The 22,528-nt window shown below is 72.6% G+C and carries 19 protein-coding genes; 12 read left to right on the forward strand and 7 right to left on the reverse strand.

Annotated elements, in window-relative coordinates:
• Positions 1-1,812: a gamma-glutamyltransferase gene (gene ggt / locus AC3ET4_RS01670; RefSeq protein ID WP_431945027.1), complete on the forward strand. Its 1,812-nt coding sequence runs from the start codon at positions 1-3 to the stop codon at positions 1,810-1,812.
• Here ggt and AC3ET4_RS01675 read toward each other — a convergent pair.
• On the reverse strand, positions 1,794-2,540 hold the full coding sequence (locus AC3ET4_RS01675) for a metallophosphoesterase (RefSeq protein ID WP_431945029.1): 747 nt from the start codon (positions 2,538-2,540) through the stop codon (positions 1,794-1,796). The two genes, ggt and AC3ET4_RS01675, sit on opposite strands and share 19 nt — an antisense overlap.
• A 105-nt stretch (positions 2,541-2,645) precedes the next feature.
• On the opposite strand from AC3ET4_RS01675, the gene AC3ET4_RS01680 reads away from it, so the two are divergent.
• The 3 genes from AC3ET4_RS01680 to AC3ET4_RS01690 all read left to right on the forward strand — a co-directional run bounded on the left by AC3ET4_RS01680 (position 2,646) and on the right by AC3ET4_RS01690 (position 5,845).
• Entirely contained in the window at positions 2,646-3,260 is a 615-nt protein-coding gene (locus AC3ET4_RS01680; protein WP_431945031.1) for an ABATE domain-containing protein, read from the forward strand.
• A 424-nt stretch (positions 3,261-3,684) separates the two neighbouring features.
• The gene (locus AC3ET4_RS01685; protein WP_431945033.1) at positions 3,685-4,530 is read left to right on the forward strand and encodes a nitrilase-related carbon-nitrogen hydrolase; all 846 of its coding nucleotides are present in this window, start codon (positions 3,685-3,687) and stop codon (positions 4,528-4,530) included.
• A 7-nt stretch (positions 4,531-4,537) separates the two neighbouring features.
• A complete protein-coding gene (locus AC3ET4_RS01690; protein ID WP_431945035.1) occupies positions 4,538-5,845 on the forward strand; it encodes an aspartate aminotransferase family protein in 1,308 nt (435 codons plus the stop codon).
• Positions 5,846-5,944: 99 nt separating this feature from the next.
• On the opposite strand, the gene AC3ET4_RS01695 is transcribed toward AC3ET4_RS01690, so the two are convergent.
• A complete protein-coding gene (locus tag AC3ET4_RS01695; protein ID WP_431945037.1) occupies positions 5,945-6,697 on the reverse strand; it encodes a hypothetical protein in 753 nt (250 codons plus the stop codon).
• A gap of 318 nt (positions 6,698-7,015) precedes the next feature.
• Here AC3ET4_RS01695 and hydA point away from each other — a divergent pair, with 318 nt between their 5' ends.
• From hydA to AC3ET4_RS01725, 6 genes are read left to right on the forward strand one after another with little or no spacing between them, the layout of a single operon-like run.
• Positions 7,016-8,422 carry a dihydropyrimidinase gene (hydA, locus tag AC3ET4_RS01700; protein ID WP_431945038.1) on the forward strand — a complete coding sequence of 469 codons (1,407 nt, stop codon included), beginning with the start codon at positions 7,016-7,018 and terminating at the stop codon, positions 8,420-8,422.
• A gap of 16 nt (positions 8,423-8,438) precedes the next feature.
• Positions 8,439-9,458: a TIGR03842 family LLM class F420-dependent oxidoreductase gene (locus AC3ET4_RS01705; protein WP_431945040.1), complete on the forward strand. Its 1,020-nt coding sequence runs from the start codon at positions 8,439-8,441 to the stop codon at positions 9,456-9,458.
• A gap of 16 nt (positions 9,459-9,474) precedes the next feature.
• Positions 9,475-11,013 carry an NCS1 family nucleobase:cation symporter-1 gene (locus tag AC3ET4_RS01710; RefSeq protein ID WP_431945042.1) on the forward strand — a complete coding sequence of 513 codons (1,539 nt, stop codon included), beginning with the start codon at positions 9,475-9,477 and terminating at the stop codon, positions 11,011-11,013.
• Positions 11,014-11,070: 57 nt separating this feature from the next.
• A complete protein-coding gene (locus AC3ET4_RS01715; protein WP_431945044.1) occupies positions 11,071-11,907 on the forward strand; it encodes an inositol monophosphatase family protein in 837 nt (278 codons plus the stop codon).
• The gene (locus AC3ET4_RS01720) at positions 11,904-13,334 is read left to right on the forward strand and encodes a phytoene desaturase family protein (protein ID WP_431945046.1); all 1,431 of its coding nucleotides are present in this window, start codon (positions 11,904-11,906) and stop codon (positions 13,332-13,334) included. Before AC3ET4_RS01715 ends, AC3ET4_RS01720 begins: the two co-directional genes overlap by 4 nt.
• 50 nt (positions 13,335-13,384) lie before the next feature.
• Positions 13,385-14,368, forward strand: a complete 984-nt coding sequence (locus AC3ET4_RS01725; protein WP_431945048.1) for an aldo/keto reductase — start codon at positions 13,385-13,387, stop codon at positions 14,366-14,368.
• 61 nt (positions 14,369-14,429) lie between these two features.
• On the opposite strand, the gene AC3ET4_RS01730 is transcribed toward AC3ET4_RS01725, so the two are convergent.
• Positions 14,430-15,176: an SIR2 family NAD-dependent protein deacylase gene (locus AC3ET4_RS01730; RefSeq protein WP_431945050.1), complete on the reverse strand. Its 747-nt coding sequence runs from the start codon at positions 15,174-15,176 to the stop codon at positions 14,430-14,432.
• A gap of 902 nt (positions 15,177-16,078) precedes the next feature.
• Here AC3ET4_RS01730 and AC3ET4_RS01735 point away from each other — a divergent pair.
• Positions 16,079-17,878, forward strand: a complete 1,800-nt coding sequence (locus AC3ET4_RS01735; protein ID WP_431945052.1) for a gamma-glutamyltransferase family protein — start codon at positions 16,079-16,081, stop codon at positions 17,876-17,878.
• 98 nt (positions 17,879-17,976) lie between these two features.
• Here the strand turns inward: AC3ET4_RS01735 and AC3ET4_RS01740 are convergent, their stop codons facing one another.
• Together AC3ET4_RS01740 and AC3ET4_RS01745 are read right to left on the reverse strand one after the other, a co-directional pair.
• Complete coding sequence (locus AC3ET4_RS01740; protein WP_431945054.1) at positions 17,977-18,498, reverse strand: NUDIX domain-containing protein; 522 nt, start codon at positions 18,496-18,498, stop codon at positions 17,977-17,979.
• Complete coding sequence (locus AC3ET4_RS01745; protein ID WP_431945056.1) at positions 18,495-19,490, reverse strand: ketopantoate reductase family protein; 996 nt, start codon at positions 19,488-19,490, stop codon at positions 18,495-18,497. Before AC3ET4_RS01745 ends, AC3ET4_RS01740 begins: the two co-directional genes overlap by 4 nt.
• A gap of 314 nt (positions 19,491-19,804) precedes the next feature.
• Here AC3ET4_RS01745 and AC3ET4_RS01750 point away from each other — a divergent pair, with 314 nt between their 5' ends.
• The gene (locus tag AC3ET4_RS01750; protein ID WP_431945087.1) at positions 19,805-20,908 is read left to right on the forward strand and encodes a glycerate kinase; all 1,104 of its coding nucleotides are present in this window, start codon (positions 19,805-19,807) and stop codon (positions 20,906-20,908) included.
• 71 nt (positions 20,909-20,979) lie between these two features.
• Here the strand turns inward: AC3ET4_RS01750 and pssA are convergent, their stop codons facing one another.
• Both pssA and AC3ET4_RS01760 read right to left on the reverse strand, forming a co-directional pair.
• Complete coding sequence (pssA, locus tag AC3ET4_RS01755) at positions 20,980-21,831, reverse strand: CDP-diacylglycerol--serine O-phosphatidyltransferase (protein ID WP_431945058.1); 852 nt, start codon at positions 21,829-21,831, stop codon at positions 20,980-20,982.
• On the reverse strand, positions 21,818-22,474 hold the full coding sequence (locus AC3ET4_RS01760; protein WP_431945059.1) for a phosphatidylserine decarboxylase: 657 nt from the start codon (positions 22,472-22,474) through the stop codon (positions 21,818-21,820). The genes pssA and AC3ET4_RS01760 overlap by 14 nt, the downstream gene beginning before the upstream one ends.
• Positions 22,475-22,528 lie beyond the last annotated feature (54 nt).

Genomic DNA, 22,528 nt, shown 5'->3' on the forward strand with positions numbered 1-22,528 from the left:
ATGCGTCGTCACGCTGTACGGATACTGTCGCTGCTCACCGTAACCGCCGCCGCGTTCTCGGTGGCCGCGGCCCCGCCGGGGGCCGAGGTACCGGTCCGGGACGCCGGACCCGCCAAGGTCCCCCTCGCCGTCGGCTACGGGGGCGCGGTCTCCAGCGTCGACGCCGACGCCTCCGCCGCCGGCATCGAGGTGCTGCGGCGCGGCGGGAACGCCGTGGACGCCGCGGTCGCCACCGCGGCGGCTCTCGGCGTCACCGAGCCCTATTCGGCGGGCATCGGCGGCGGTGGCTACTTCGTGTACTACGACGCCAAGCAGCGCAAGGTGCACACCATCGACGGCCGGGAGACGGCCCCGAGGAGCGCCACCGACAAGCTCTTCGTCGAGAACGGCCAGCCGCTGCCCTTCAACGACGCCGTCACCAGCGGTCTGAGCGTCGGCGTCCCCGGCACCCCCGCCACCTGGGACACCGCGTTGAAGTCCTGGGGCAGCCGGAGCCTGCGGGACGTGCTGCGGCCGGCCGAGCGCCTCGCGCACGACGGCTTCACCGTGGACGCCACCTTCCGCAGCCAGACCGAGGCCAACCAGGCGCGCTTCCAGGACTTCCCGGCCACGGCCGCGCTCTTCCTGCCCGGCGGGCAACTGCCCGTCGTCGGCTCCACCCTCAAGAACCCGGACCTTGCCCGCACCTACTCCGAGCTCGGCCGCGAAGGGGTCTTTGCCGTCTACGGCGGCGGCATAGGCAAGGACATCGTCAACACCGTGCGCAAGCCGCCGGTGGACCCGGCCGCCACCCGGGTCGTCCGCCCCGGCGACCTCACGACCGCCGACCTGAAGGCATACAAGGCCAAGCCGCAGAACCCCACCCGCGTCTCGTACCGCGGCCTGGACGTCTACGGGATGGCCCCGTCCTCCTCCGGCGGCACCACCGTCGGCGAGGCGCTGAACATCCTCGAGCGGACGGGCCGTCTCTCCCGGCTGTCCGAAGCGCAGTACCTGCACCGCTTCCTCGAGGCGAGCCGGATCTCCTTCGCCGACCGCGGGCGCTGGGTCGGCGACCCCGCTTTCGAGAAGGTCCCGACCGCGGGGCTGCTGTCGCAGAGGTTCGCCGACTCCCGCGCCTGCCTGATCAAGGACGACGCGGTGCTGGCCAGCCCGGTCGCCCCAGGGGACCCGTCCCGTCCGGCGCGCTGCGACCGCGGTGGCAAGGCCGCCCCGACCACGTACGAGGGCGAGAGCACCACGCACCTCACGGTCGCCGACAAGTGGGGCAACGTCGTCGCGTACACCTTGACCATCGAGCAGACCGGGGGCAGCGCGATCACCGTCCCCGGGCGTGGCTTCCTGCTCAACAACGAGCTGACCGACTTCTCCTTCGCCCCGGCGAGCCCCTCCGTCCACGACCCCAACCTGCCCGGCCCCGGGAAGCGGCCGCGTTCGTCGATGTCCCCGACGATCGTGCTGAAGGACGGCCGGGTGGACTTCGCGCTCGGCTCGCCCGGCGGCGCCACGATCATCACCACGGTGCTGCAGGTGCTGACCGAGCATGTCGACCGCGGCATGCCGCTGGTGGATGCGATCGCCGTGCCCCGCGCCAGCCAGCGCAACGCCGCGACGACGCAGGTGGAGCCCGCCTTCCTCGCCAGCGATGTGGCGGCGGAGCTGAAGGACATCGGGCACAGCTTCGCGGACGCGGGCGAGATCGGCGCCGTGACCGGTGTGCAGCGACTGCCGGACGGACGCTGGCTGGCCGCCGCAGAGAAGGTGCGCCGCGGTGGCGGCTCGGCGATGGTGGTTCAGAGCACGATGCGGTAATGAGTCGTCAGGCGCCGTTCGCCGTCGAGCACATGGAAGGCGACGCCGGGCGGCGCCGAACGGTCGGCCACCGCGCCGTCCTGCCCCGATTCCCACGGCATGCGCAGCGTCCACGTCACCCCCGGCGCGGCGATCAGCGGCCGCCCGGCGAAGCTCGTGGCGGCGGGCGTGTGCGCGTGCCCGGTCAGGACGGCCACCACCTCCGGGTGCGCCGCCAGCAGTTCCGCCAAGGCCTCGGGGCGTCCCAGCCGGTAGCCGTCGGGCAGCGGATGGTGCAGCGGCACGGGCGGGTGGTGGAAGGCCACCAGCGCGGGAGTCCCCGGCGCGAGGCCGTTCAGCGTCGCGGACAGCCACCGCAGGGTGTCCTCGTCCAGGAGGCCGTCGTCCTCACCAGGGATCGTCGAATCGCACATTAGGATGGCCGTCCCGGCGACGAGGTGCGCCCGGTTCACCGGCCCTGCCCCCTCCGCCTCGCCCAGCAGCGCCTTGCGGTAGGCGGCGCGGCGATCATGGTTGCCCGGGCAGCAGAGCACGGGGAAGGGCGCCTGGAGGATCCGGGCGGCGTCCTCGTACTCGGCGGGGGCGCCGTGGTCGGCGATGTCCCCGGTGACCAGCAGTGCGTCCGGTTGCCGGGGGAGTCCGCGCAGGTACGCCATGACGCGGTCGGCGCGCTCCGACGAGCGCTCGGTGCCGTCGAGATGCAGATCGCTGATATGAGCCAGCAGCATGGGCCGCTCCCCTCCTGGGCTAACGTTAAATGGATTCTATGCCATTAGAACGGCAGAAGGGTAGGCGGTAGAGTGCCGTCGGCGGGCCATCGAGAGGAGGACGTCATGGAGCGGGACCTCGCCATAGAACTGGCGAACACCCTCCGCCACGACGGTGACGGAGGGGTCGCCGACGACCTCGGCGACCCGACCGCGCTGACGGCCTGGGTTCGCGCGCACCTTCCCGAGGCCGACGGCTTCGCCGCGGACGACGCGGCGCTCGCCGATGTGCTCGCCCTGCGCCGCGCCCTGCGCGCCCTGTTCGCCCGCGCCGTGGCGCCCGGGCCGCCCAGTGCCGCCGACGCCCGGCGCCTGATGCCCGCCGAGGAGGCTCTCACGCACCTCAACGCCGCCGCGGCGCTGCTCCCCGTCGCCCCTCGGCTCGTGTGGCCGGTGCAGCAGGCTCCCGTCGCCACGCTCGTGTCGACGGCGCAGCCGGCCGAGCCGGTGGCCCGCGTCGTCGCGGCACTCGCCCGGGCGGCCGTGGATTTCCTTGCCGGACCCCGGCGCGACCGGCTGCGGTCCTGCGGCGCGCCCAGGTGTGTCCGGTATTTCGTCAAGTCCCACGGCCGCCAGGAGTGGTGCAAGCCGTCCTGCGGCAACCGCGCCCGTGTCGCCCGCCATTACCGACGTCACCATGCGGAGCAGGTTCAGGGGCGAGGGACCGAAGCTGAGGGCTGAGGCCCGTGGGCGCAGCGGTGGGGGAGCGCCGCTGACGCCTCCGCCCGCCGGGCGCTCGTCGTGCCCCATGGCGCCGCCGGCGTCGGGCTGTGTGCGTGTGCCGGCCACCGTATGCCTCACCGACACACTGCCGGGCCGCCCTCGCAGGAGGGGCAGCCCGCCGGGCCGCCCTCGCCCGGGAAGGCGGGCAGGCGCGTCGGCCCGGTCTTGCCGCCGCGGCCGGTGCCCGCCCGTGAGCGCCGCGGCGTGGCGGCCGCACTGCGCCGGGCGGGTCTGCCCGACCCCGAAACCTGATCGGCTTCGTTGAGTAACGGCGCTGGTATTGCCACAGTGGGCAGTGGGCTCTTACGTTCGTCCCAACGCCGGATCTACGTGCGTAGACCAGCCTGCCGTTCCGGCGTGCCCTTGCGTCAAAGGAGCTGTCATGCCCAATGTCGTACGCGCCGCGCTCGTCCAGGCGACGTGGACCGGTGACACCGAGTCGATGATCGCGAAGCACGAGGAGCACGCCCGCGAGGCAGCCGCGCAGGGTGCCCAGGTGATCGGCTTCCAGGAGGTGTTCAACTCCCCCTACTTCTGCCAGGTCCAGGAGGCCGAGAACCACCGGTGGGCCGAGCGGGTGCCGGACGGTCCGACCGTGCGGCGTATGCAGGCGCTCGCCCGGGAGACGGGCATGGTGACGGTGGTGCCGGTCCACGAGATCGAACAGGACGGCTTCTACTACAACACCGCCGCCGTGATCGACGCCGACGGCAGCTACCTCGGCAAATACCGGAAGCACCACATCCCGCAGGTCAAGGGCTTCTGGGAGAAGTTCTACTTCAAGCCCGGCAACCTGGGGTGGCCCGTCTTCGACACGGCCGTCGGCAAGATCGGCGTCTACATCTGCTACGACCGCCACTTCCCCGAGGGCTGGCGGGCGCTCGGCCTCGCCGGCGCGCAACTGGTCTACAACCCCTCGGCGACGCATCGCGGGCTCTCCTCGTACCTGTGGCAGCTGGAGCAGCCGGCCGCGGCCGTCGCCAACGAGTACTTCGTCGCCGCCATCAACCGGGTCGGCCAGGAACCGGACTACGGCGACAACGACTTCTACGGCACCTCGTACTTCGTCGACCCCCGCGGCCAGTTCGTGGGTGACGTGGCCTCCGACAAGGAGGAACAGCTGATCGTGCGTGACCTGGACTTCGACCTGATCCCCGCGGTGCGCCAGCAGTGGGCCTTCTACCGGGACCGCCGCCCTGACGCCTACAGCACCCTGACGGAGGCGTGAAACGTCCATGACCATCACCGAGAACCCGCACGCCGCGCTCCACTCCCGCCACCAGGCCGTGATGCCGCAGTGGCTCGTGACCTACTACCGGCAGCCCATCGAGATCACCCACGGCGAGGGCCGCCACGTCTGGGACGCCGAGGGCCGGCAGTACCTGGACTTCTTCGGCGGCATCCTCACCACCATGACCGCCCACGCCCTGCCCGAGGTGACCGCCGCGATCCGCGAACAGGCGGGGCGGATCCTGCACTCCTCCACGCTCTATCTGAGCTCGCAGGCCGTCGAGCTCGCCGAGCGCATCGCCCGCCTGTCGGGCGTCCCCGACGCCCGGGTCTTCTTCACCACCTCCGGCACGGAGGCGAACGACACAGCGCTGCTGCTCGCCACCACGTACCGGAAGTCCAACCAGATCCTGGCGCTGCGCAACAGCTACCACGGGCGCTCCTTCTCGGCGATCGGCATCACCGGCAACACCTCCTGGTCGCCGACGAGCCTGTCGCCGCTCCAGACGCTCTACGTGCACGGCGGCGTCCGACACCGCGGCCCGTACGCGCACCTGTCCGACGCCGAGTTCACGGCTGCCTGCGTGGCGGATCTGGAGGACGTGCTCGGCCAGGCCAACGGCCAGGTCGCCGCCCTGATCGCCGAGCCGGTCCAGGGCGTCGGGGGCTTCACCTCGGGTCCTGACGGGCTGCTGGCCGCGTTCAAGCAGGTCCTGGACCGGCATGGCATCCTGTGGATCACCGACGAGGTGCAGACCGGCTGGGGCCGCACCGGTGAGCACTTCTGGGGCTGGCAGGCGCACGAGGGCTCCGGCCCGCCGGACGTCTTGACCTTCGCCAAGGGCGTCGGCAACGGCCTTTCCATGGGCGGGGTCGTCGCCCGCGCCGAGGTGATGAACTGCCTCACCGCCAACTCCATCTCCACCTTTGGCGGCAGCCCCATCACCACGGCCGGCGCGCTGGCCAACCTGCAATACCTCCTCGACCACGATCTGCAGGGCAACGCCCGGCGCGTGGGCGGTCTGCTCAGGTCGCGACTGGAGGCCATCTGCTCCGGGCTCCCGGTGGTGCGCGAGGTGCGCGGACGCGGGCTGATGCTCGGCGTCGAGCTGGCCTCGCCGGCTGCCGCGGGCCTCGTCCTGGAGGCGGCGCGTGAGGGCGGCCTGCTCATCGGCAAGGGCGGCCGGGCCGGCGACGCGCTGCGCATCGCCCCGCCGCTCTCCCTGACCGTCGCGGAGGCGGAGGAAGGGGCGTCCATCCTGGAGTCGGCACTCAAGCAGGCCCAGAGCGAGCTGGGCGACGGTTCAACCTGACGCCGCGGCACCGCCTCAAGCGCGGGCAGGGGCCTCGCCCCGCCCGCGCCGCCGCCGTTGCTCACCGGTTCCCGTGTGGCGCGTGGAACGTCGGGCGGGTCATCGGCGCGCCGCACGCGATGCTGCGGCCGCCGGGGTGGGCGACGCCGGGCGGTCCGGGTGCTGCGGGCGGCCCGGTCTGCGGAAGTGGGTGTACGGCGGATATGCCGCGAAAGCGATGTCGAGCTCGGGCCCGCGCCATCCGTCGCCGGGGTGCAGCAGCGGCGTGAGCGACTCGACCAGGGCCATGTGCCCCTTCACCACGCCCTTCTGACACGGCCCCTGGCCGGCTGCCCACGCCAACTGCGTGGCCGCGAAGGAGAACGTGCCGCGGCTGCCGACGAGGATGAGGGTCCGGGCGTGTCCGACGGGCCGCAGCCGGTCGCGGGATTCCGCGCGGCCGTACCGTTTCCACCAGGCGTCGGCGTCGCGTGCCGTGCGCGCCTCGTCCGTGCGGACCGTCAGCGGTACGCCGCCGGTGAGCCGGCGGCGCAATCCGGGCCATGCGCTCGCCCGCAGGCCGAGTGAGTGGTGGATCAGGACGAGGTCGACCCGGCCGCCGCACGCCTCCAGATACCCCTCCTCCCGCAGGGGCACTCCGCCGCGCAGCGGGACGTGGACGATGGTGCGCCGGGAGCAGGCCGCGAAGGAGAACATTCCGGCGAGAGTCGAGAGCCCCGCGTGGTCGCCGACCAGGAAGCCGTAGGCGGCCGGGTCGGTGAGCGCCGTGTGGCGCGGGGGGTGCCATGGTTGCACGACCCGGTGCTCGACGGGCCCGGTTCGCGGCCGGAACTGACGCAGTCTCATTCGCACGCGGGATCCTCCATCCGCCCATCGTCGCCGCGTCGCCGCGGCCCGGGCAACGCGATTTCCCCGCACGCCGCATACCAGCTCATATGCCTGATTCATGGCATATTGTGAGCATTCGCCATTCGGCGGGCGCGAAAGGAGCGGATCGCCCCCGTCGAGTCCGGGCTTCCCGTGAGGCCCTGGCAGAGAGCGGTGGTGTCGCCACCGTGGGTGACCGGTCGTGCGTTCCCCGCCATGGAGGGGCCTGCGGGCGCAGAGCCGTTCCGGCATGGCAACGAGGTCTCAGGGACCCCGCGCTCGGCCATGGGAAGGAGTGGGAGCATGAGCCGCATCGTCATCCGGGGCGGACTGGTCGTCACCGCGGCCGAGGAAGTCCACGCCGACGTCCTTGTCCAGGGTGGAAGGATCGCCGCCCTCGCCGCGCGCGGCTCGGATCCGGCCGAGGGGTGGGCGGGGTCCGCTGATCGTGTGATCGACGCGGGCGGGATGTATGTGCTGCCGGGTGGTGTGGACGCGCACACCCATATGGAGTTGCCGTTCGGCGGCACCTTTGCGTCGGATTCCTTCGAGAGCGGTACGCGGGCGGCGGCGTGGGGTGGGACGACGACGGTTGTGGATTTCGCCGTGCAGTCGGTGGGGGAGTCGTTGCGTGCGGGGCTGGACGCGTGGCATGCGAAGGCGGATGGCCGGTGTGCGATCGACTACGGCTTCCACATGATTCTTTCGGACGTCACCGAGGACACACTGGAGGAGATGGACGTCCTGGTGGAGGAGGGTGTGACGTCCTTCAAGCTGTTCATGGCGTATCCGGGTGTGTTCTACAGCGATGACGGCAGGATTCTGCGGGCGATGCAGCGTGGTGCGGCCGATGGTGGGCTGATCATGATGCATGCGGAAAACGGGATCGCGATCGATGTGCTGGTGGAGCAGGCGTTGGCCGCGGGCCGGACCGATCCGCGGTACCACGGTGAGGTGCGGCATGCCTTGTTGGAGGCGGAGGCGACGCATCGGGCGATTCGGCTGGCGCAGGTGGCGGGGTGCCCGCTGTATGTGGTGCATGTCTCGGCGCGGCAGGCGGTGGAGCAGATCGCGCTGGCCCGGGACGAGGGGCTGAACGTGTTCGGGGAGACGTGTCCGCAGTATCTGTTCCTGTCCACCGACAACCTCGCCGAGCCGGGTTTCGAGGGTGCGAAGTACGTGTGCTCGACGCCGTTGCGGCCGAGGGAGCATCAGGCGGTGCTGTGGAGGGGCCTGCGCACGAATGATCTGCAGGTGGTGTCGACGGATCACTGCCCGTTCTGTTTTCTGGGGCAGAAAGAGTTGGGGCGGGGTGACTTCTCGAAGATTCCCAATGGGCTGCCGGGGGTGGAGAACCGGATGGATCTGCTGCATCAGGCGGTGGTGGAGGGGCGTATCAGCCGTCGGCGGTGGGTGGAGATCGCCTGTGCGGCGCCGGCGCGGATGTTCGGGTTGTATCCGCGCAAGGGGACGATCGCGCCGGGTGCGGACGCGGACATCGTGGTCTACGACCCGGCCGCGGAGCAGGTGCTGTCCGCGCGGACGCATCACATGAACGTCGACTACTCGGCCTACGAGGGCAAGCGGATCACCGGGCAGGTCAAGACGGTGCTGTCCCGCGGCGAGCTCGTCCTCGACGGCCGGGAGTACGTCGGGCGGGCGGGCCACGGCCAGTACATCCCGCGCGGAACGTGTCAGTACCTCGTGTGAGAAAGGCGTTGGAGCCATGGACTTCGGACTCGTTCTGCAGACGGACCCGCCTGCCGCGCAGGTCGTGGAGCTGATGCGGCGTGCCGAGCGGAGCGGTTTCAGCCACGGCTGGACGTTCGACTCGACGGTGCTGTGGCAGGAGCCGTTCGTGATCTACAGCCAGATCCTGGCGCGGACGGAGCGGTTGGTGGTCGGTTCGATGGTGACCAATCCGGGGACGCGGGCGTGGGAGGTGACCGCGTCGGCGTTCGCGACGCTGAACGAGATGTTCGGCAACCGCACGATCTGCGGGATCGGTCGGGGTGACTCGGCGATGCGGGTGGCGGGCCGCAAGCCGAACACGCTGGCCCGGATCGAGGAGGCGATGCACGTCATCCGCGAGCTGGCGGAGGGCCGTGAGGCCGATCTGGGCGGCACGGTGGTGCGGATCCCGTGGATCGGGCAGGGGGCGCGGTTGCCGGTGTGGATGGCGGCGTACGGGCCGAAGGCGCTGGCGGTCGCCGGGGCGAAGGCGGACGGGTTCATCCTGCAGTTGGCGGACGTGTATCTGACGGAGTGGATGGTGAGGGCGGTCCGGGACGCGGCGGTGGCCGCCGGGCGTGATCCGGGGGACGTGCGGGTGTGTGTGGCGGCGCCGGCGTATGTGACCGAGGACGACTCGCCGCGGGCGCTGGCCCATGCGCGGGAGCAGTGCCGCTGGTTCGGGGGGATGGTCGGGAACCACGTCGCCGACCTGGTGTCCCGGTACGGCGAGCACTCGGACGCCGTGCCCGGGGAGCTCACCTCGTACATCGCGGCGCGTCGTGGCTATGACTACGCGCACCACGGTCGTTCGGGGAACCCGGACACCGCGTTCGTTCCGGACGAGATCGTCGACCGCTTCTGCCTGCTGGGCACGCCGGAGCGGCACATCGAGAAGCTGGGCGCGCTGAAGGCGCTGGGCGTGGACCAGTTCGCGCTCTATGCCATGCACGACGCCAAGGAGTCGGTCGTCGACGCCTACGGCTCCACCGTCATCCCCGCACTCCGCGGCTGAGGAGAACACCGCGCCCATGCCGGCTGCCACGCCGCCCGCCCAGATCACGCACCCCGACGGCCGCGTCGAGCTCCGCCTCGACGCGGCCGTGCCGCACGGGCCGTACGCCAACCCGGATCTGCTGCCGATCCCCGTCGCCGACCGGCACTGGACGACCTACAACTTCACCGCGCTGTGGATCGGGATGGCGCACAACATCCCCTCGTGGACCTTGGCCTCCGGTCTGGTCGCCCTCGGCATGGACTGGAGGCAGGCGGTGCTCACCATCGCCCTCGCCAATGTCATCGTCCTGGTGCCGATGCTGCTCACCGGCCACGCCGGACCCAAGTACGGCATCCCCTTCCCGGTGCTGGCGCGCTCCTCCTTCGGGGTGCGCGGCGCCAACCTGCCGGCGATGCTGCGCGCCGCCGTCGCCTGCGCCTGGTTCGGCATCCAGACCTGGATCGGCGGTCAGGGCATCTTCGTCCTGCTCGGCAAGATCTGGGGCGGCTGGGCCGGCGCCGCGCACGTGGCGGGCTACCCGTGGACGTTGTGGGTCTGCTTCCTCGCCTTCTGGGCGCTGGAACTCGCGATCATCTACCGGGGCATGGAGACGCTCCGCCGCTTCGAGAACTGGGCCGCGCCCTTCGTCCTCGTCGGCGCCGTCGTCCTGCTGGTCTGGATGACGGACAAGGCGGGCGGCTTCGGACCGCTGCTCGACCAGCCCTCGGAACTCGGCTGGGGGGCGGATTTCTGGAAGGTCTTCTTCCCCGCCCTCATGGGCATGATCGGGTTCTGGTCGACGCTCTCCCTCAACATCCCCGACTTCACCCGCTTCGGTGCGGGTCAGCGTGCCCAGGTATGGGGCCAGACACTCGGTCTGCCGACCACGATGACCCTCTTCGCCGTCCTGTCGGTGCTCGTGACCTCCGGCTCGCACGCGGTGTACGGCAAGGCGATCTGGGATCCGGTCGAGCTGGCCGGCAAGACCGACAACGTCGTCGGCCTGCTCTACGCCCTGGTCACGGTGCTGGTGGCCACGATCAGCGTCAACATCGCGGCCAACGTGGTTTCCCCGGCGTACGACCTGTCCAACCTCGTGCCCCGGCACGTGGACTTCCGCACCGGCGCGCTGATCACCGGCGTCGTCGGGGTGCTGATTCTCCCCTGGAAGCTGACCTCGACCCCCGAGCTGTACATCTTCACCTGGCTGGGTGTGGTCGGCGGTGTCCTGGGCACCGTGGCCGGGGTCCTCATCGCCGACTACTGGGTCGTCCGGCGCACCCATCTCGCGCTCCGGGAGCTGTACGAGGCGGGGGCCGGCCGCTACTGGTACCACCGCGGCTGGAACTGGCGGGCGGTGCTCGCCCTCCTCGTGGGCGGCCTGCTGGCGGTCGGCGGTTCCTACTCGACCGTCGACGCCGCGGGCCGCAAGCAGGGCCCGTTCCCCGTCGACGGACTGATCCCGCTGCTCAAGCCGTTCGCGGACTACGGCTGGGCGGTCGGCCTGATCACCTCGTTCCTCCTGTACACCGCCCTGATGAGGAAGGCGGCGGCAGCCGCACGGACGGCGTGAATCCGCCAAAGCCCAAGGGGGTGCGCGGGGCCGCGGCCGATCTGGTCTGATGGAGGGGTGATCGATGACGCACTCTTCAAGGCGGTCGAGGACACGGTGCGCGCGGCCGCCGATGCGGAAGTCGTGCCGCGCTGGCGACGACTGGGCGCCGCCGACATCAGCCACAAGTCCAGGCCGGGGGATCTGGTCACTGTCGCCGACCGCGAGGCGGAACTGCGGCTGGCCGAGGAGCTGCCGGCGCTGCTGCCCGGATCCGTCGTCGTGGGCGAGGAGGCCGTGCACGCCGATCCCGGCATCCTGCGGCGCATAGGCGGCGACGACCCGGTGTGGATCGTCGATCCCGTCGACGGGACCGCCAACTTCGTCGCGGGCAGACCCGAGTTCGGCACGCTGGTCGCCCTGGCCTCCGGCGGTGAGGTGCAGGCCTCCTGGACCTATGTGCCGTGCCTCGGGCTGATGGCCACCGCGAGGCGCGGCAGGGGCGCCCTGCTGGGCGGCGAGCCGATCCGCACCGCCCGCGGCGTCGGCGAAGGCCCGCTGAGGATCGCCACCTCGCAGTTCGCCTTCCTCGACGCGCACGACCGGAGCCGGTTCGAAAGGCTCGGGGGCGACAGGGACGACGGGGGTGACGGCGTCGAAGCCCGCCAGTGCACCTGCGCCGGACTGGACTACGTGGAGGTCGCCCGGGGCGTGCTCGACGCCGTCGCCTTCACCTGGGAGTCGCCCTGGGACCACGCGGCCGGCCTGCTGCTGGTCACCGAGGCCGGCGGCGCCAGCGTCACCGCCGCGGGCGTGCCCTTCCGGATCGGCGGCGGCAACACCTTCCCCTTCTCCGTGGCGCGCGACGAGGCGACCGCGCGACGGGTCGTCGACCTGATGGCAGGTGGCCGGTGAGCAGGGCACACGTCACGGACGTCATCGTCGTCGGCGCCGGGCCCAACGGCCTGACCGCCGCGGTCGAACTCGCCCGAGCAGGCCACTCGGTGGAGCTCTTCGAGGCCGGCGACCGCGTGGGCGGTGGCGCGCGCACCGAGGAACTGACCCTGCCGGGCTTCCGCCACGACCCCTGCTCGGCGGTGCACCCGTTCGGCGCCGGCTCACCGGCGTTCGACGCGATGCCGCTGGCCGAGCACGGGTTGCGGTGGCTCCACCCGGAACTGCCCCTCGCGCATCCCTTCGACGACGGCACGGCCGCGGTGCTGGACCGCACCGTCGGCGCGACCGCCGCCTCACTGGGACCACGCGACGCGGGTACCTACCGCCGGCTGCTGGCTCCCTATGTCGGCCGCTGGCACACCTTCGCCCACGACTTCCTGCGCCCCCAGTGGCGGGGACTGCCGCGCGACCCGCTGCGTTTCGCGGGTTTCGGGCTGACCGGGTTGCCGCCGGTGGCCGTGCTCGCCCGGCTCTTCCGCGGCGAGAAGGCCCGCGGGCTGCTGGCCGGGCTCGCCGCCCATGCCATCGCCCCCCTCACCAGCCCGCTCACCGGTGCGACGGCGCTGATGTTCGCTGTCGCAGGCCACGAGGTCGGCTGGCCGGTCCCGCGCGGCGGTTCCCAGTCGCTCGCCGACGCCCTCGCGTCCTACCTGCGGCTGCTCGGCGGCACCGTCCACACCGGCGTCACGGTCCGCAAGCTCGACGAGCTGCCGCCGGCGCGCGCGTACGTCTTCGACACCTCGCCGACCGCACTGGCCCGTATCGCCGGCCTCGGTGACACCTACCGCAACTACCGCTACGGACCGGCCGTCTGGAAGATCGACTACGCCCTGGACGGTCCGGTGCCCTGGACCGCGGACGAGGCCCGGCGGGCCGGCACCGTGCACCTGGGGCCGACCATCGGCGAGATCGGCGACGCCCTGAACCGCGCGGTGCGCGGCCGCCCGCCGCAGACCCCGTTCCTGATCACCGCCCAGCCGACCGTCGTCGACCCGGGGCGCGCCCCTGAGGGCAAGCACGTCTTCTGGGCGTACGGGCACGTGCCCAACGGCTGGCGCGGCGACGCCACCGAAGCCGTCGAGCGGCAGATCGAGCGCTTCGCCCCGGGCTTCCGGGACCTCGTCCTCGCCCGGGCGGTCAGCGGACCGGCCGAACTCGCGGCCCGCAACGCCAACTACGTCGGGGGCGACATCGGAAGCGGGGCCTTCGCCGGACTGCAGACGGCCTTCCGCCCCAAGCTGAAGTGGAACCCCTACACCACCGCGCGCCCCGGGGTCTTCCTCTGCTCCTCCGCCAGCCCTCCCGGCCCCGGTGTCCACGGCATGTCCGGCCACCACGCGGCCCGCGAAGTGCGCCGCCACCTGGAGCGGGCCGCCCGCCGGTAGCGGCTGCCCCGTCGGCGGCGGCCGTCAGGGCAGCGGCTAGCATCGAGGTCATGGAGCAGCGCGTATTGGGCAGGACGGGCCGCAAGGTGTCCGTCGTGGGTCTCGGCACCTGGCAGCTGGGCGCCGACTGGGGCGAGGTCCGTGAGGAGGACGCTCTCGCCGTCCTGGACGCGGCGGTCGAGGAGGGCGTGACCCTCTTCGACACGGCGGACGTCTACGGCGACGGACGCAGCGAGCAGCTGATCGGCCGCTATCTGCGGGAGCGCCCGGACGCCGGGATCTTCGTCGCCACGAAGATGGGCCGCCGGGTCGACCAGGTCCCCGAGAACTACGTCCTGGACAACTTCCGCACCTGGAACGACCGGTCCCGGGCGAACCTGGGCGTCGACACCCTCGACCTCGTGCAGCTGCACTGCCCGCCCACGGCCGTCTACTCCTCGGACGCCGTCTTCGACGCCCTCGACACCCTCGTCGAGGAGCAGCGCATCGCGGCCTACGCCGTCAGCGTCGAGACCTGCGAGGAGGCGCTGACCGCCATCGCCCGTCCCGGTGTCGCGAGCGTGCAGATCATCCTCAACGCCTTCCGGCTCAAGCCGCTGGAGCAGGTGCTGCCGGCCGCCGCCGAGGCCGGGGTGGGGATCATCGCCCGCGTGCCGCTCGCCTCCGGTCTGCTGTCCGGCCGCTACACCAAGGACACGGTCTTCTCGGCCGACGACCACCGCACCTACAACCGGCAGGGTGAGGCCTTCGACCAGGGCGAGACCTTCTCCGGCGTGGACTACGCGACGGGCCTCGAGGCCGCGGCCGAGTTCGCCGCCCTCGCGCCCGAGGGTGCGACCCCGGCGCAGACGGCGCTGCGCTGGATCATCCAGCAGCCCGGCGTCACCACCGTGATCCCCGGCGCCCGCTCCGTCGAGCAGGCCCGCGCCAACGCCGAGGCCGCCGCCTTGCCGGCGCTGCCGCAGAGCACGCTGGACGCGGTGCGGGAGCTGTACGACCGAAGCATCCGCGCCCAGGTGCACCACCGCTGGTAGCGCCGCGGCGGACCCGCCGTGACCCGTGCCCCCGGACGGAATCCGTCCGGGGGCACGCGCGTCAGCCAGCGGTCGCCTGCTCGGCGATGCCGTCCAGGAGCGCGGGCAGCGCGCTCCCGATCGGCTCGCGCACCAGTTCGTCCGCGAACGCGTCGTACGGCGTCGGCTCGGCGTTGACGATCACCAGCCGCGCGCCGTGCTCCGCCGCCATCCCGGCGAGCGACGCGGCCGGCTGCACCTGCAGGCTCGTTCCGACCGCGACGAACACCGTGCACCCCTTGGCGATGGCCATGGCGTTGCCCAGCACCACCGGGTCCAGCCGCTCACCGAACATGACGGTCGCCGACTTCAGGATCCCGCCGCACTTCCCGCACGCCGGATCCGGCTCGCCCGCCCGGACCCGCGCCAGGGCCTCGTCCATGTGTGTCCGGTCGTGGCACCGCGTGCACACGACGGAACGGGCGGTGCCGTGCAGCTCGAGCACCTTGCGCTCGGGCAGCCCCGCCATCTGGTGCAGCCCGTCGACGTTCTGCGTGATCACGCGCACCGGCACTCCGGACCGCTCCAGCCGGACGATGGCGTCGTGCGCCCCGTTGGGCCGCACGTCCAGTGCCGGGCTCTCCATGCGCATCCGCCACGACCTGCGGCGCACCTCGGGATCGGCCATGTAGTGCTCGTACGTGACGAGTTTCTCGGCCCCCGGGTCGCGCCGCCACAGCCCGTTCGGGCCTCGGTAGTCCGGAATGCCGGAGTCAGTGGAGATCCCCGCGCCGCTGAGGATCGCGACAAGCGGCTTCTTCGCGCTCATGGCGTGAGGGTACGCAGACCGTGCGGGGCGCGGCCATCGGGTTTTCCGACCCGTCAGCCCAGCGCCGCACGCACCTGCGCTACCAGGGTCGAGGCAGCCTCCACCGCTGCCATGGGGGAGCCCGGCCGGCCGGCACCTCTCGGCGCGGGCACGGAAACCGGGCGGGGTGCCGTAAAAAACACCCGCGGCGGCGAGGGCCCCGGTACCGCACATGGTGATGGGCGTGCAGCGACTGCGACAGCACCCCGACCGCGAAAGGCACGGCGCGACGTGCAGGACGTCACCGGCAGTCGCGGACCTGCGGGCTTTCACGACCAGGAAGTCCGGCTCCCAGGAAGCCGCGACGAGCGCCTCGCACAGCGGCCCGGGACAGGCCGGCGTCTCCTCACGCAGCGCGGTCGGCTCGCCCGCGAGGTCGGCCAGGACCCGGCCGGCGGCGACTCCACAGGCGTACACCGGGGACCAGAAGCCCAGAGGATGGCCGGCCTGGACGCCCACCTCGTAGCGGCCGGCCCGGCAGTCGCCCCACACCTGCCGCTCCCGGTGCAGGTCCCGCAGGACCAGTCGACCTGCGCCACCCTGTCGACGTGCAGCCACACCCCGCCGGTCACCCCGGGGCCCCCACCGCCGGGGCCGGCGGTCTCCACCGGCCGCCGGTCGCCTCGGGGGCGGCGAGCGCGGCGAGCGCCTCCAGGTCCGGGTCACCGCGGGAGTGGAGGCCGAAAGCCTCAGTCGGAATCAGGGCGGTGGGTCCCACGCGCCCGGCTGCCGCCGAGCATCATTCCCGACCACACCGGGAACCCGCGCGAGCGAGCGCGCCGTGGACGGGACGGGGGTATGTGTTCGGTTTCGTCGAGCGCCGTGCGAGTGTAGGAGTGTCCCCGGCGCGAGGAGTAGGGAAATTGTTCACGACCCGGCCCACCCTGCAGGGCACCTTCGGCATGGTCTCGTCCACGCACTGGCTCGCCTCCCAGTCGGCGATGGCCGTGCTCGAGAACGGCGGCAACGCCTATGACGCGGCGGTCGCCGCCGGATTCGTGCTGCACGTGGTGGAGCCGCACCTCAACGGTCCCGCCGGCGAGGTGCCGATCATCATCGCGCCGGCGGGCGGTGCCGTCCGCGTGCTCAGCGGCCAGGGCCCCGCCCCAGCCGGGGCGACCATCGACCACTACCGTGCTCTGGGCCTGGACTTCGTCCCCGGCACCGGTCCGCTCGCGGCCGCCGTGCCCGGCGCCTTCGACGCGTGGATGGTGCTGCTGCGCGACCACGGCACCAAGCCGCTCGCGGAGGTGCTCTCCTTCGCCATCGGCTACGCCGAGCAGGGCCACCCCGCGGTGGAGGCCGTCGGCGCCACGGTCGGCAACGTGCGGGAACTGTTCGAGACGGAGTGGACGACCTCGGCCGAGCTGTACCTGGCCGACGGGCGTCCGCCCCGGCCCGGCGCGATGCTGCGCAACCCCGCTCTCGCCGCCACCTGGCGGCGGCTGCTGCGGGAGGCGGAGGCCGCGGGCAGCGACCGGGAGGCGCAGATCGAGGCGGCCCGCAGGGCGTGGCGCGAGGGCTTCATTGGCGAGGCGCTGGCCGCCTTCGCCGCCCGTCCCGCGATGGACACCACCGGTGAGCGCCACGCCGCCACACTGACCGGGGACGACCTCGTTGCCTATGAGGCCCGCCACGAGGACCCGGTGTCCCTCGATTGGAACGGCTGGACGGTCTGCAAGGCGGGCCCCTGGAGTCAGGGTCCGGTCTTCCTGCAGCAACTGGCCCTGCTGCCGCCCGACCTCCCGTACCTGGAGTACGGCTCCGCCGACTATGTGCACACCCTGGTCGAGGGCACCAAGCTCGCGATGGCGGACCGCGAGGCCTGGTACGGCGACGCTCAGGACGACGTGCCCCTCGCCGAGCTGCTCTCGCCCGCCTACAACGACGAGCGGCGCCGCCTGATCGACCCGGCCAAGGCCTCCCACGAACTGCGCCCCGGGAGCCCCGGCGGCCGCACTCCGCAGCTGCCTCACTTCCCGCTCCACGACCCCGCCGCGGAGGACGAGTTCGACGCCATGGGCGTCGGGGAGCCGACCGTCGCCCACAACGGCGCGACCCGCGGCGACACCTGCCATCTCGACGTCGTCGACCGCTGGGGCAACATGGTCGCCGCCACCCCGAGCGGCGGCTGGCTGCAGTCCAACCCCGTCATCCCCGAGCTCGGCTTCCCGCTCGGCACCCGCCTGCAGATGACGTGGCTGGAGCCCGGGCTGCCGAACTCCCTCACCCCGGGCCGCCGTCCGCGCACCACGCTCACCCCGTCGCTCGCGCTGCGCGACGGGGTGCCGGTGATGGCCTTCGGCACCCCCGGAGGCGACCAGCAGGACCAGTGGTCGCTGCACTTCTTCCTGGGCGTCGCCCTGCGCGCCCCCGTCCGGGGCGGCCTCGACCTCCAGGGCGCCATCGACGCGCCCAACTGGCACAACGACAGCTTCCCGAGCTCCTTCCACCCCCGTCAGATGCGGCCGGGCAGCCTCACCGTGGAGAGCCGCCTCGAGGAGTCCGTCATCGCCGGGCTGCGCGGCCGCGGCCACGACGTCACCGTCGCCGCGCCCTGGTCCGAGGGCCGTATGTGCGCCGTCGCCCGCGACCCGGAGACGGGCGTGCTGTCCGCGGCCGCCAACCCCCGCGGGATGCAGGGGTACGCGGTGGGTCGCTGAGCGCGACGGCCACCGGGGTCGTCAGGCGGCTCGCGGCCACCGCGGTCGTCAGCCGGCTTGACGGGCCGTCCGGCGGAAAACCCGTGACGGACGCCGGATCACGCGGTGGACCGCTGGGCGGCCGCCGCGGGGTGGCCATCGACCAGCTCGACGGGCCAGGCGCCGTTCTCCAGCGCGGCCAGGGCCGCGAGGACACGGCGGTGGAGGCCGGGGGAGAGGTACTCCCCGGCCTCGTCGGGGGTCGCCGTCCGCCAGGCGGACAGCTCCTCCTCCTGCAGCACGATCGCGCCGAGCGCGGCCGCGTCGAGCACGCCGCCGTCATACATGTACGAGGCCAGCGGCGGCCGCTCCGAGGACCCGTGCACCCAGTCGACGGCGAGCAGGACGCCGGGCTCGACGTCCAGCCCGATCTCCTCCAGGGTCTCCCGGCGCGCCGCCTCGCGGGGCGTCTCCCCGTCGGCGGACTCGATCGTGCCTCCCGGCAGCACCCATCTGCCGTCGTCGCGGTAGGTGGTCTCGGCGATCAGGATGCGGCCCTCGGCGTCGCGGAAGAGCGTGCTCGCCCCGGCGAGGATCTTGGGCAGGCCGGCGATGTACGCGGCGTAGTCAGCAGTCGTCACGCGCCCCAACCTACGGGCTCGCGGCCCTCGACGGCGGCGGCCACCTGCGCCGACGTGAGGCTTCCGGGGGCGCGGCGGTCGCGTGCCGCGCGGTTCGTGAGCCGGCGCAGCGTCTCGTTGACCGGCGCGGGCACCCCGTGGAGCCGCCCCAGCAGCACGATCTCCCCGTTGAGCCAGTCCGCCTCGACGCTTCCGGTGCCCCGGGTCAGGCTCTGCCAGGACGAGCCGCCGCCCCGGGCGAAACCGTCCACCGCGCGCAGGCTCACCCGGTCTCCGCGGACCGCCGCCTGCTCCTCCACGCTCGCGTACGGGATGCCGGCGGCGTCGAGCACCGCGCCGCCCTCGGCCCTCGCCCGGTCGAGCAGGTCGGCCGCCGTGTCGTCCCAGCCGCCGCCGCACAGCGCCTCGACGGCGTTGCCGAGGTTCGACAGCAGCTTGGCGTACTTCCAGCGCATCACATCGGGCACCACGGGGGCCCCGAAGGAGGACTTCTCCAGGTCCGCGGAGACGGCCCGCGCGAGGTCGTCCGTGCCGTGGGGGTAGCGGCCGAGATGCAGGATGCCGGGCAGCGGCCCGCAGGGGGCCACCACCTCGCCGGGTTCCAGGTGGGTCGACGGCAGCCACACGCACATGCCGTACACCTCGCGGAACCGGCGCAGCGCCATGCGTTCGTTGGCGACGCCGTTCTGGGCGCAGATCAGCGGCAGCCGGTCCGCCACCGGTGCCCAGGCGTCCAGCGCGGCCTGGGTGTCCTGTGTCTTCACGGCGAGTACCAGGACGTCGCCTTCACCGAGCGCCAGTTCGTCGGGGCCGCCGGCCACCGGGACGGGCAGCTGCGACGTCCCGTCCGGCGTCCGCAGAGTCAGCCCGCGCTCGCGCAGCGCCTCCAGGTGCACGCCGCGCGCGACCAGGACGACCTCGTGACCGCTCTCGTACAGCCGGCCGCCTATCGTCGCGCCGACGGCGCCCGCTCCCACAATGATGTATCGCACACGTGAAACCCTACGGCACCAAAGACACAGGACGGCGGGCCAGTTCGCTGATCGCCGTCCCGTCGAAGCGCCTGCGCTGCGCACGTGGGTGCTGGGGGGGCTGCCGGTGCCCGGGTGCGGGTTCGTCCCGCGCCTTTCGGGCGTTTGTCGGCGGGAGAGCCGCAGTACGCGGAGCCCGCCGCGATCCAGCTTCTTCGAGGGTGAGGACGGCAAGGCCCGTACCCCCGGTGTACCGCCCGGCCGCCCTGGATAGGGTTCAGGCGGCGCGACCGGCCATAAGGGAGATCAACGTGACGGACGCACGTCCAGTGCGGGTGCTCATCGCAGCGGACAAGTTCAAGGGGTCGCTGACCGCCGTCGAGGTGGCGGAGCGGCTCGAGGCGGGGCTTCGGAAGGCTGCCCCGGGGCTCGTCGTCGAGTCGGTGCCGGTGGCCGACGGCGGGGACGGCACGGTGGACGCCGCCGTCGCCGCGGGGTTCGACCGGCGGCTGGTGCGGGTCACCGGTCCGCTGGGGGAGCCCGTCACCGCCGCGTACGCGCTGCGCGACGGCACCGCGGTGGTCGAGATGGCCGAGGCCTCGGGCCTGCGGCACCTGGCGCCGGGTGTCTTCGCTCCGCTGACGGCGACCACCTTCGGCACGGGCGAGATGCTGCGGGCGGCGCTCGACGCGGGGGCGCGCACCATCGTGCTCGGCGTCGGCGGCAGCGCGACCAACGACGGGGGCGCCGGCATGCTCGTCGCGCTCGGCGCCCGCCTGCTCGACGGCCGGGGTGAGCCCGTCCGCCCCGGCGGTGCGGCGCTCGCGGGGCTGGCCTCGGCGGACCTGTCCGGCCTCGACCCGAGGCTCGCCTCGACCGAGATCGTCCTCGCCAGCGACGTCGACAATCCGCTGCTCGGCCCCAAGGGCGCCGCCGCCGTCTACGGCCCTCAGAAGGGCGCCACGCGGGAGGACGTCACGACGCTGGACGCCGCGCTCGCCCACTACGCGCGGGTGCTGGGGGCCGGTGCGGCCGCCGAGGCCCCGGGCGCGGGCGCGGCCGGCGGGGTCGGGTTCGGGGCGCTGGTGGGCCTGCGTGCCTCCTTCCGCCCCGGCGTCCAGGTGCTCCTGGACATGCTCGGCTTCGCGGAGGCCCTGGCGCGGGCCGACCTGGTGATCACCGGCGAGGGCTCCCTCGACGAGCAGACTCTGCACGGCAAGGCCCCGGCCGGTGTGGCGGCCGCCGCCCGGGCCCGGGACGTGGACGTGGTCGCCGTCTGCGGCCGCCTCACGCTGCCCGCCGCCGCCCTGGCGGCGGCGGGTATCCGCCGGGCGTACGCCCTGACCGGCCTCGAGCCGGACCCGGCGCGCTGCATGGCGGAGGCCGGGCCGCTGCTGGAACGCCTCGCCGGGGACATCGCGCGCGACCTTGCGGCCTGACCGGAATCCGGCCGGGAAAGCCAGAGGCCCCGAGCCGTTCCCGGCTCGGGGCCCCGCTGGACTTCGTACGGCTACGGAAGCTGCGCCGCACGCGCCTCACGGCGGTTGTTGCGGATCATGTTGACCCGGCGGGTCGTCGCGAAGAGCGGGATCACCGCCGCCGCGCAGATCTGCAGCGCGGCGCCCGTCTGCAGCAGCATGTCGCCGCCGGGGACGGCGAACGCCCAGCACACCAGGCAGCCCATGCTCAGCACGATCCAGGAGAGCGTGATCGTCGCGAGCCGGCCGCGCGGCTTCGGGTACTCGACCCGGCTGACCATCAGCCACGCCACTCCGACGATGGCCAGCACCGTCGGGATGAAGGGGAGGTTCAGCAGGACGACCGAAATGACGGTCATCGCCCCGAAGGGGCTCGGCATGCCCTGGAAGATGCCCGCCCGCACCGTCGTGCAGGAGAAGCGGGCCAGGCGCAGAACGACCGCGAGCAGCACCACGACCGCCGCCACCGCCGAGACCTTGCCGTACGCGTCGTTCGAGATCAGGCCCCAGACGACCACGAAGTAGGCCGGGGCCAGGCCGAAGCTGATCAGGTCCGACAGGTTGTCCAGTTCCGCGCCCATCGCAGAGCTGCGCAGCTTGCGCGCGACGAGCCCGTCGAAGAGGTCGAAGACCGAGGCCATGAGCATCAGCAGCACGGCGGTGGCGGCGCTGTGCCGGGTCATGCCGCCGTCGGTGTTGCCCATCAGATGCGGGACGAGCACCCCGGTGGTGGTGAAGTACACCGCCATGAATCCGCAGATCGCGTTACCGAGGGTGAGGCCGTCCGCTATCGACAGCCGCGTCGACAGCGGCATGTCATCGTCGTCGTCATCGTCCACCGAGGCGACCCACGGTGCCTGGGTGTCGGGATCAATCACGGTCAAGGCGCGTCACCCCAGCCACGGTGGTCTGGCCGACCTCGACGGCGGGCTCGACGCCCTCCGGCAGGTAGATGTCCACACGGGAGCCGAAGCGGATCAGGCCGATGCGCTCGCCCTGCTCCACCTTGGTGCCCTGCGGCACGTAGGGAACGATGCGGCGCGCCACGGCTCCGGCGATCTGGACCATCTCGATGTCGCCGAGCTCGGTCTCGAAGTGCCAGACGACGCGCTCGTTGTTCTCGCTCTCTTTGTTGAACGCTGGAACGAACCCGCCGGGGATGTGCTCCACGGACGTGACCGTGCCGGCCAGCGGCGCGCGGTTCACGTGGACGTTCAGCGGGCTCATGAAGATCGCGACGCGGGTGCGCCCGTCCTTCCACGGCATGATGCTCTGCACCACGCCGTCGGCCGGCGAGATGACGCGGCCCTGCGCGATCTCGCGCTCGGGGTCGCGGAAGAACCACAGCATGCCCGCCGCGAGGGCGGTGGTGGGGACGGCCACGGCCGCCCAGCGCCCGGAACGGCGGGCGCGGACCAGGCTGACCGCCGCGGTGGCGACGGTCGGGAGGAGCCACGGCGACGCTCCGCGCGCGAGGCGTACGCCGGCCCGGCTGTCGCGTGGTGCAGAGGAATGGCTGTGGGGCATGGAAGACCTTCGTAGCGGAGGGTGCCGCAAAGATGGTGCTGGGGACGGCGGCTT

The sequence above is a fragment of the Actinacidiphila sp. bgisy167 genome (genome assembly GCF_057707665.1).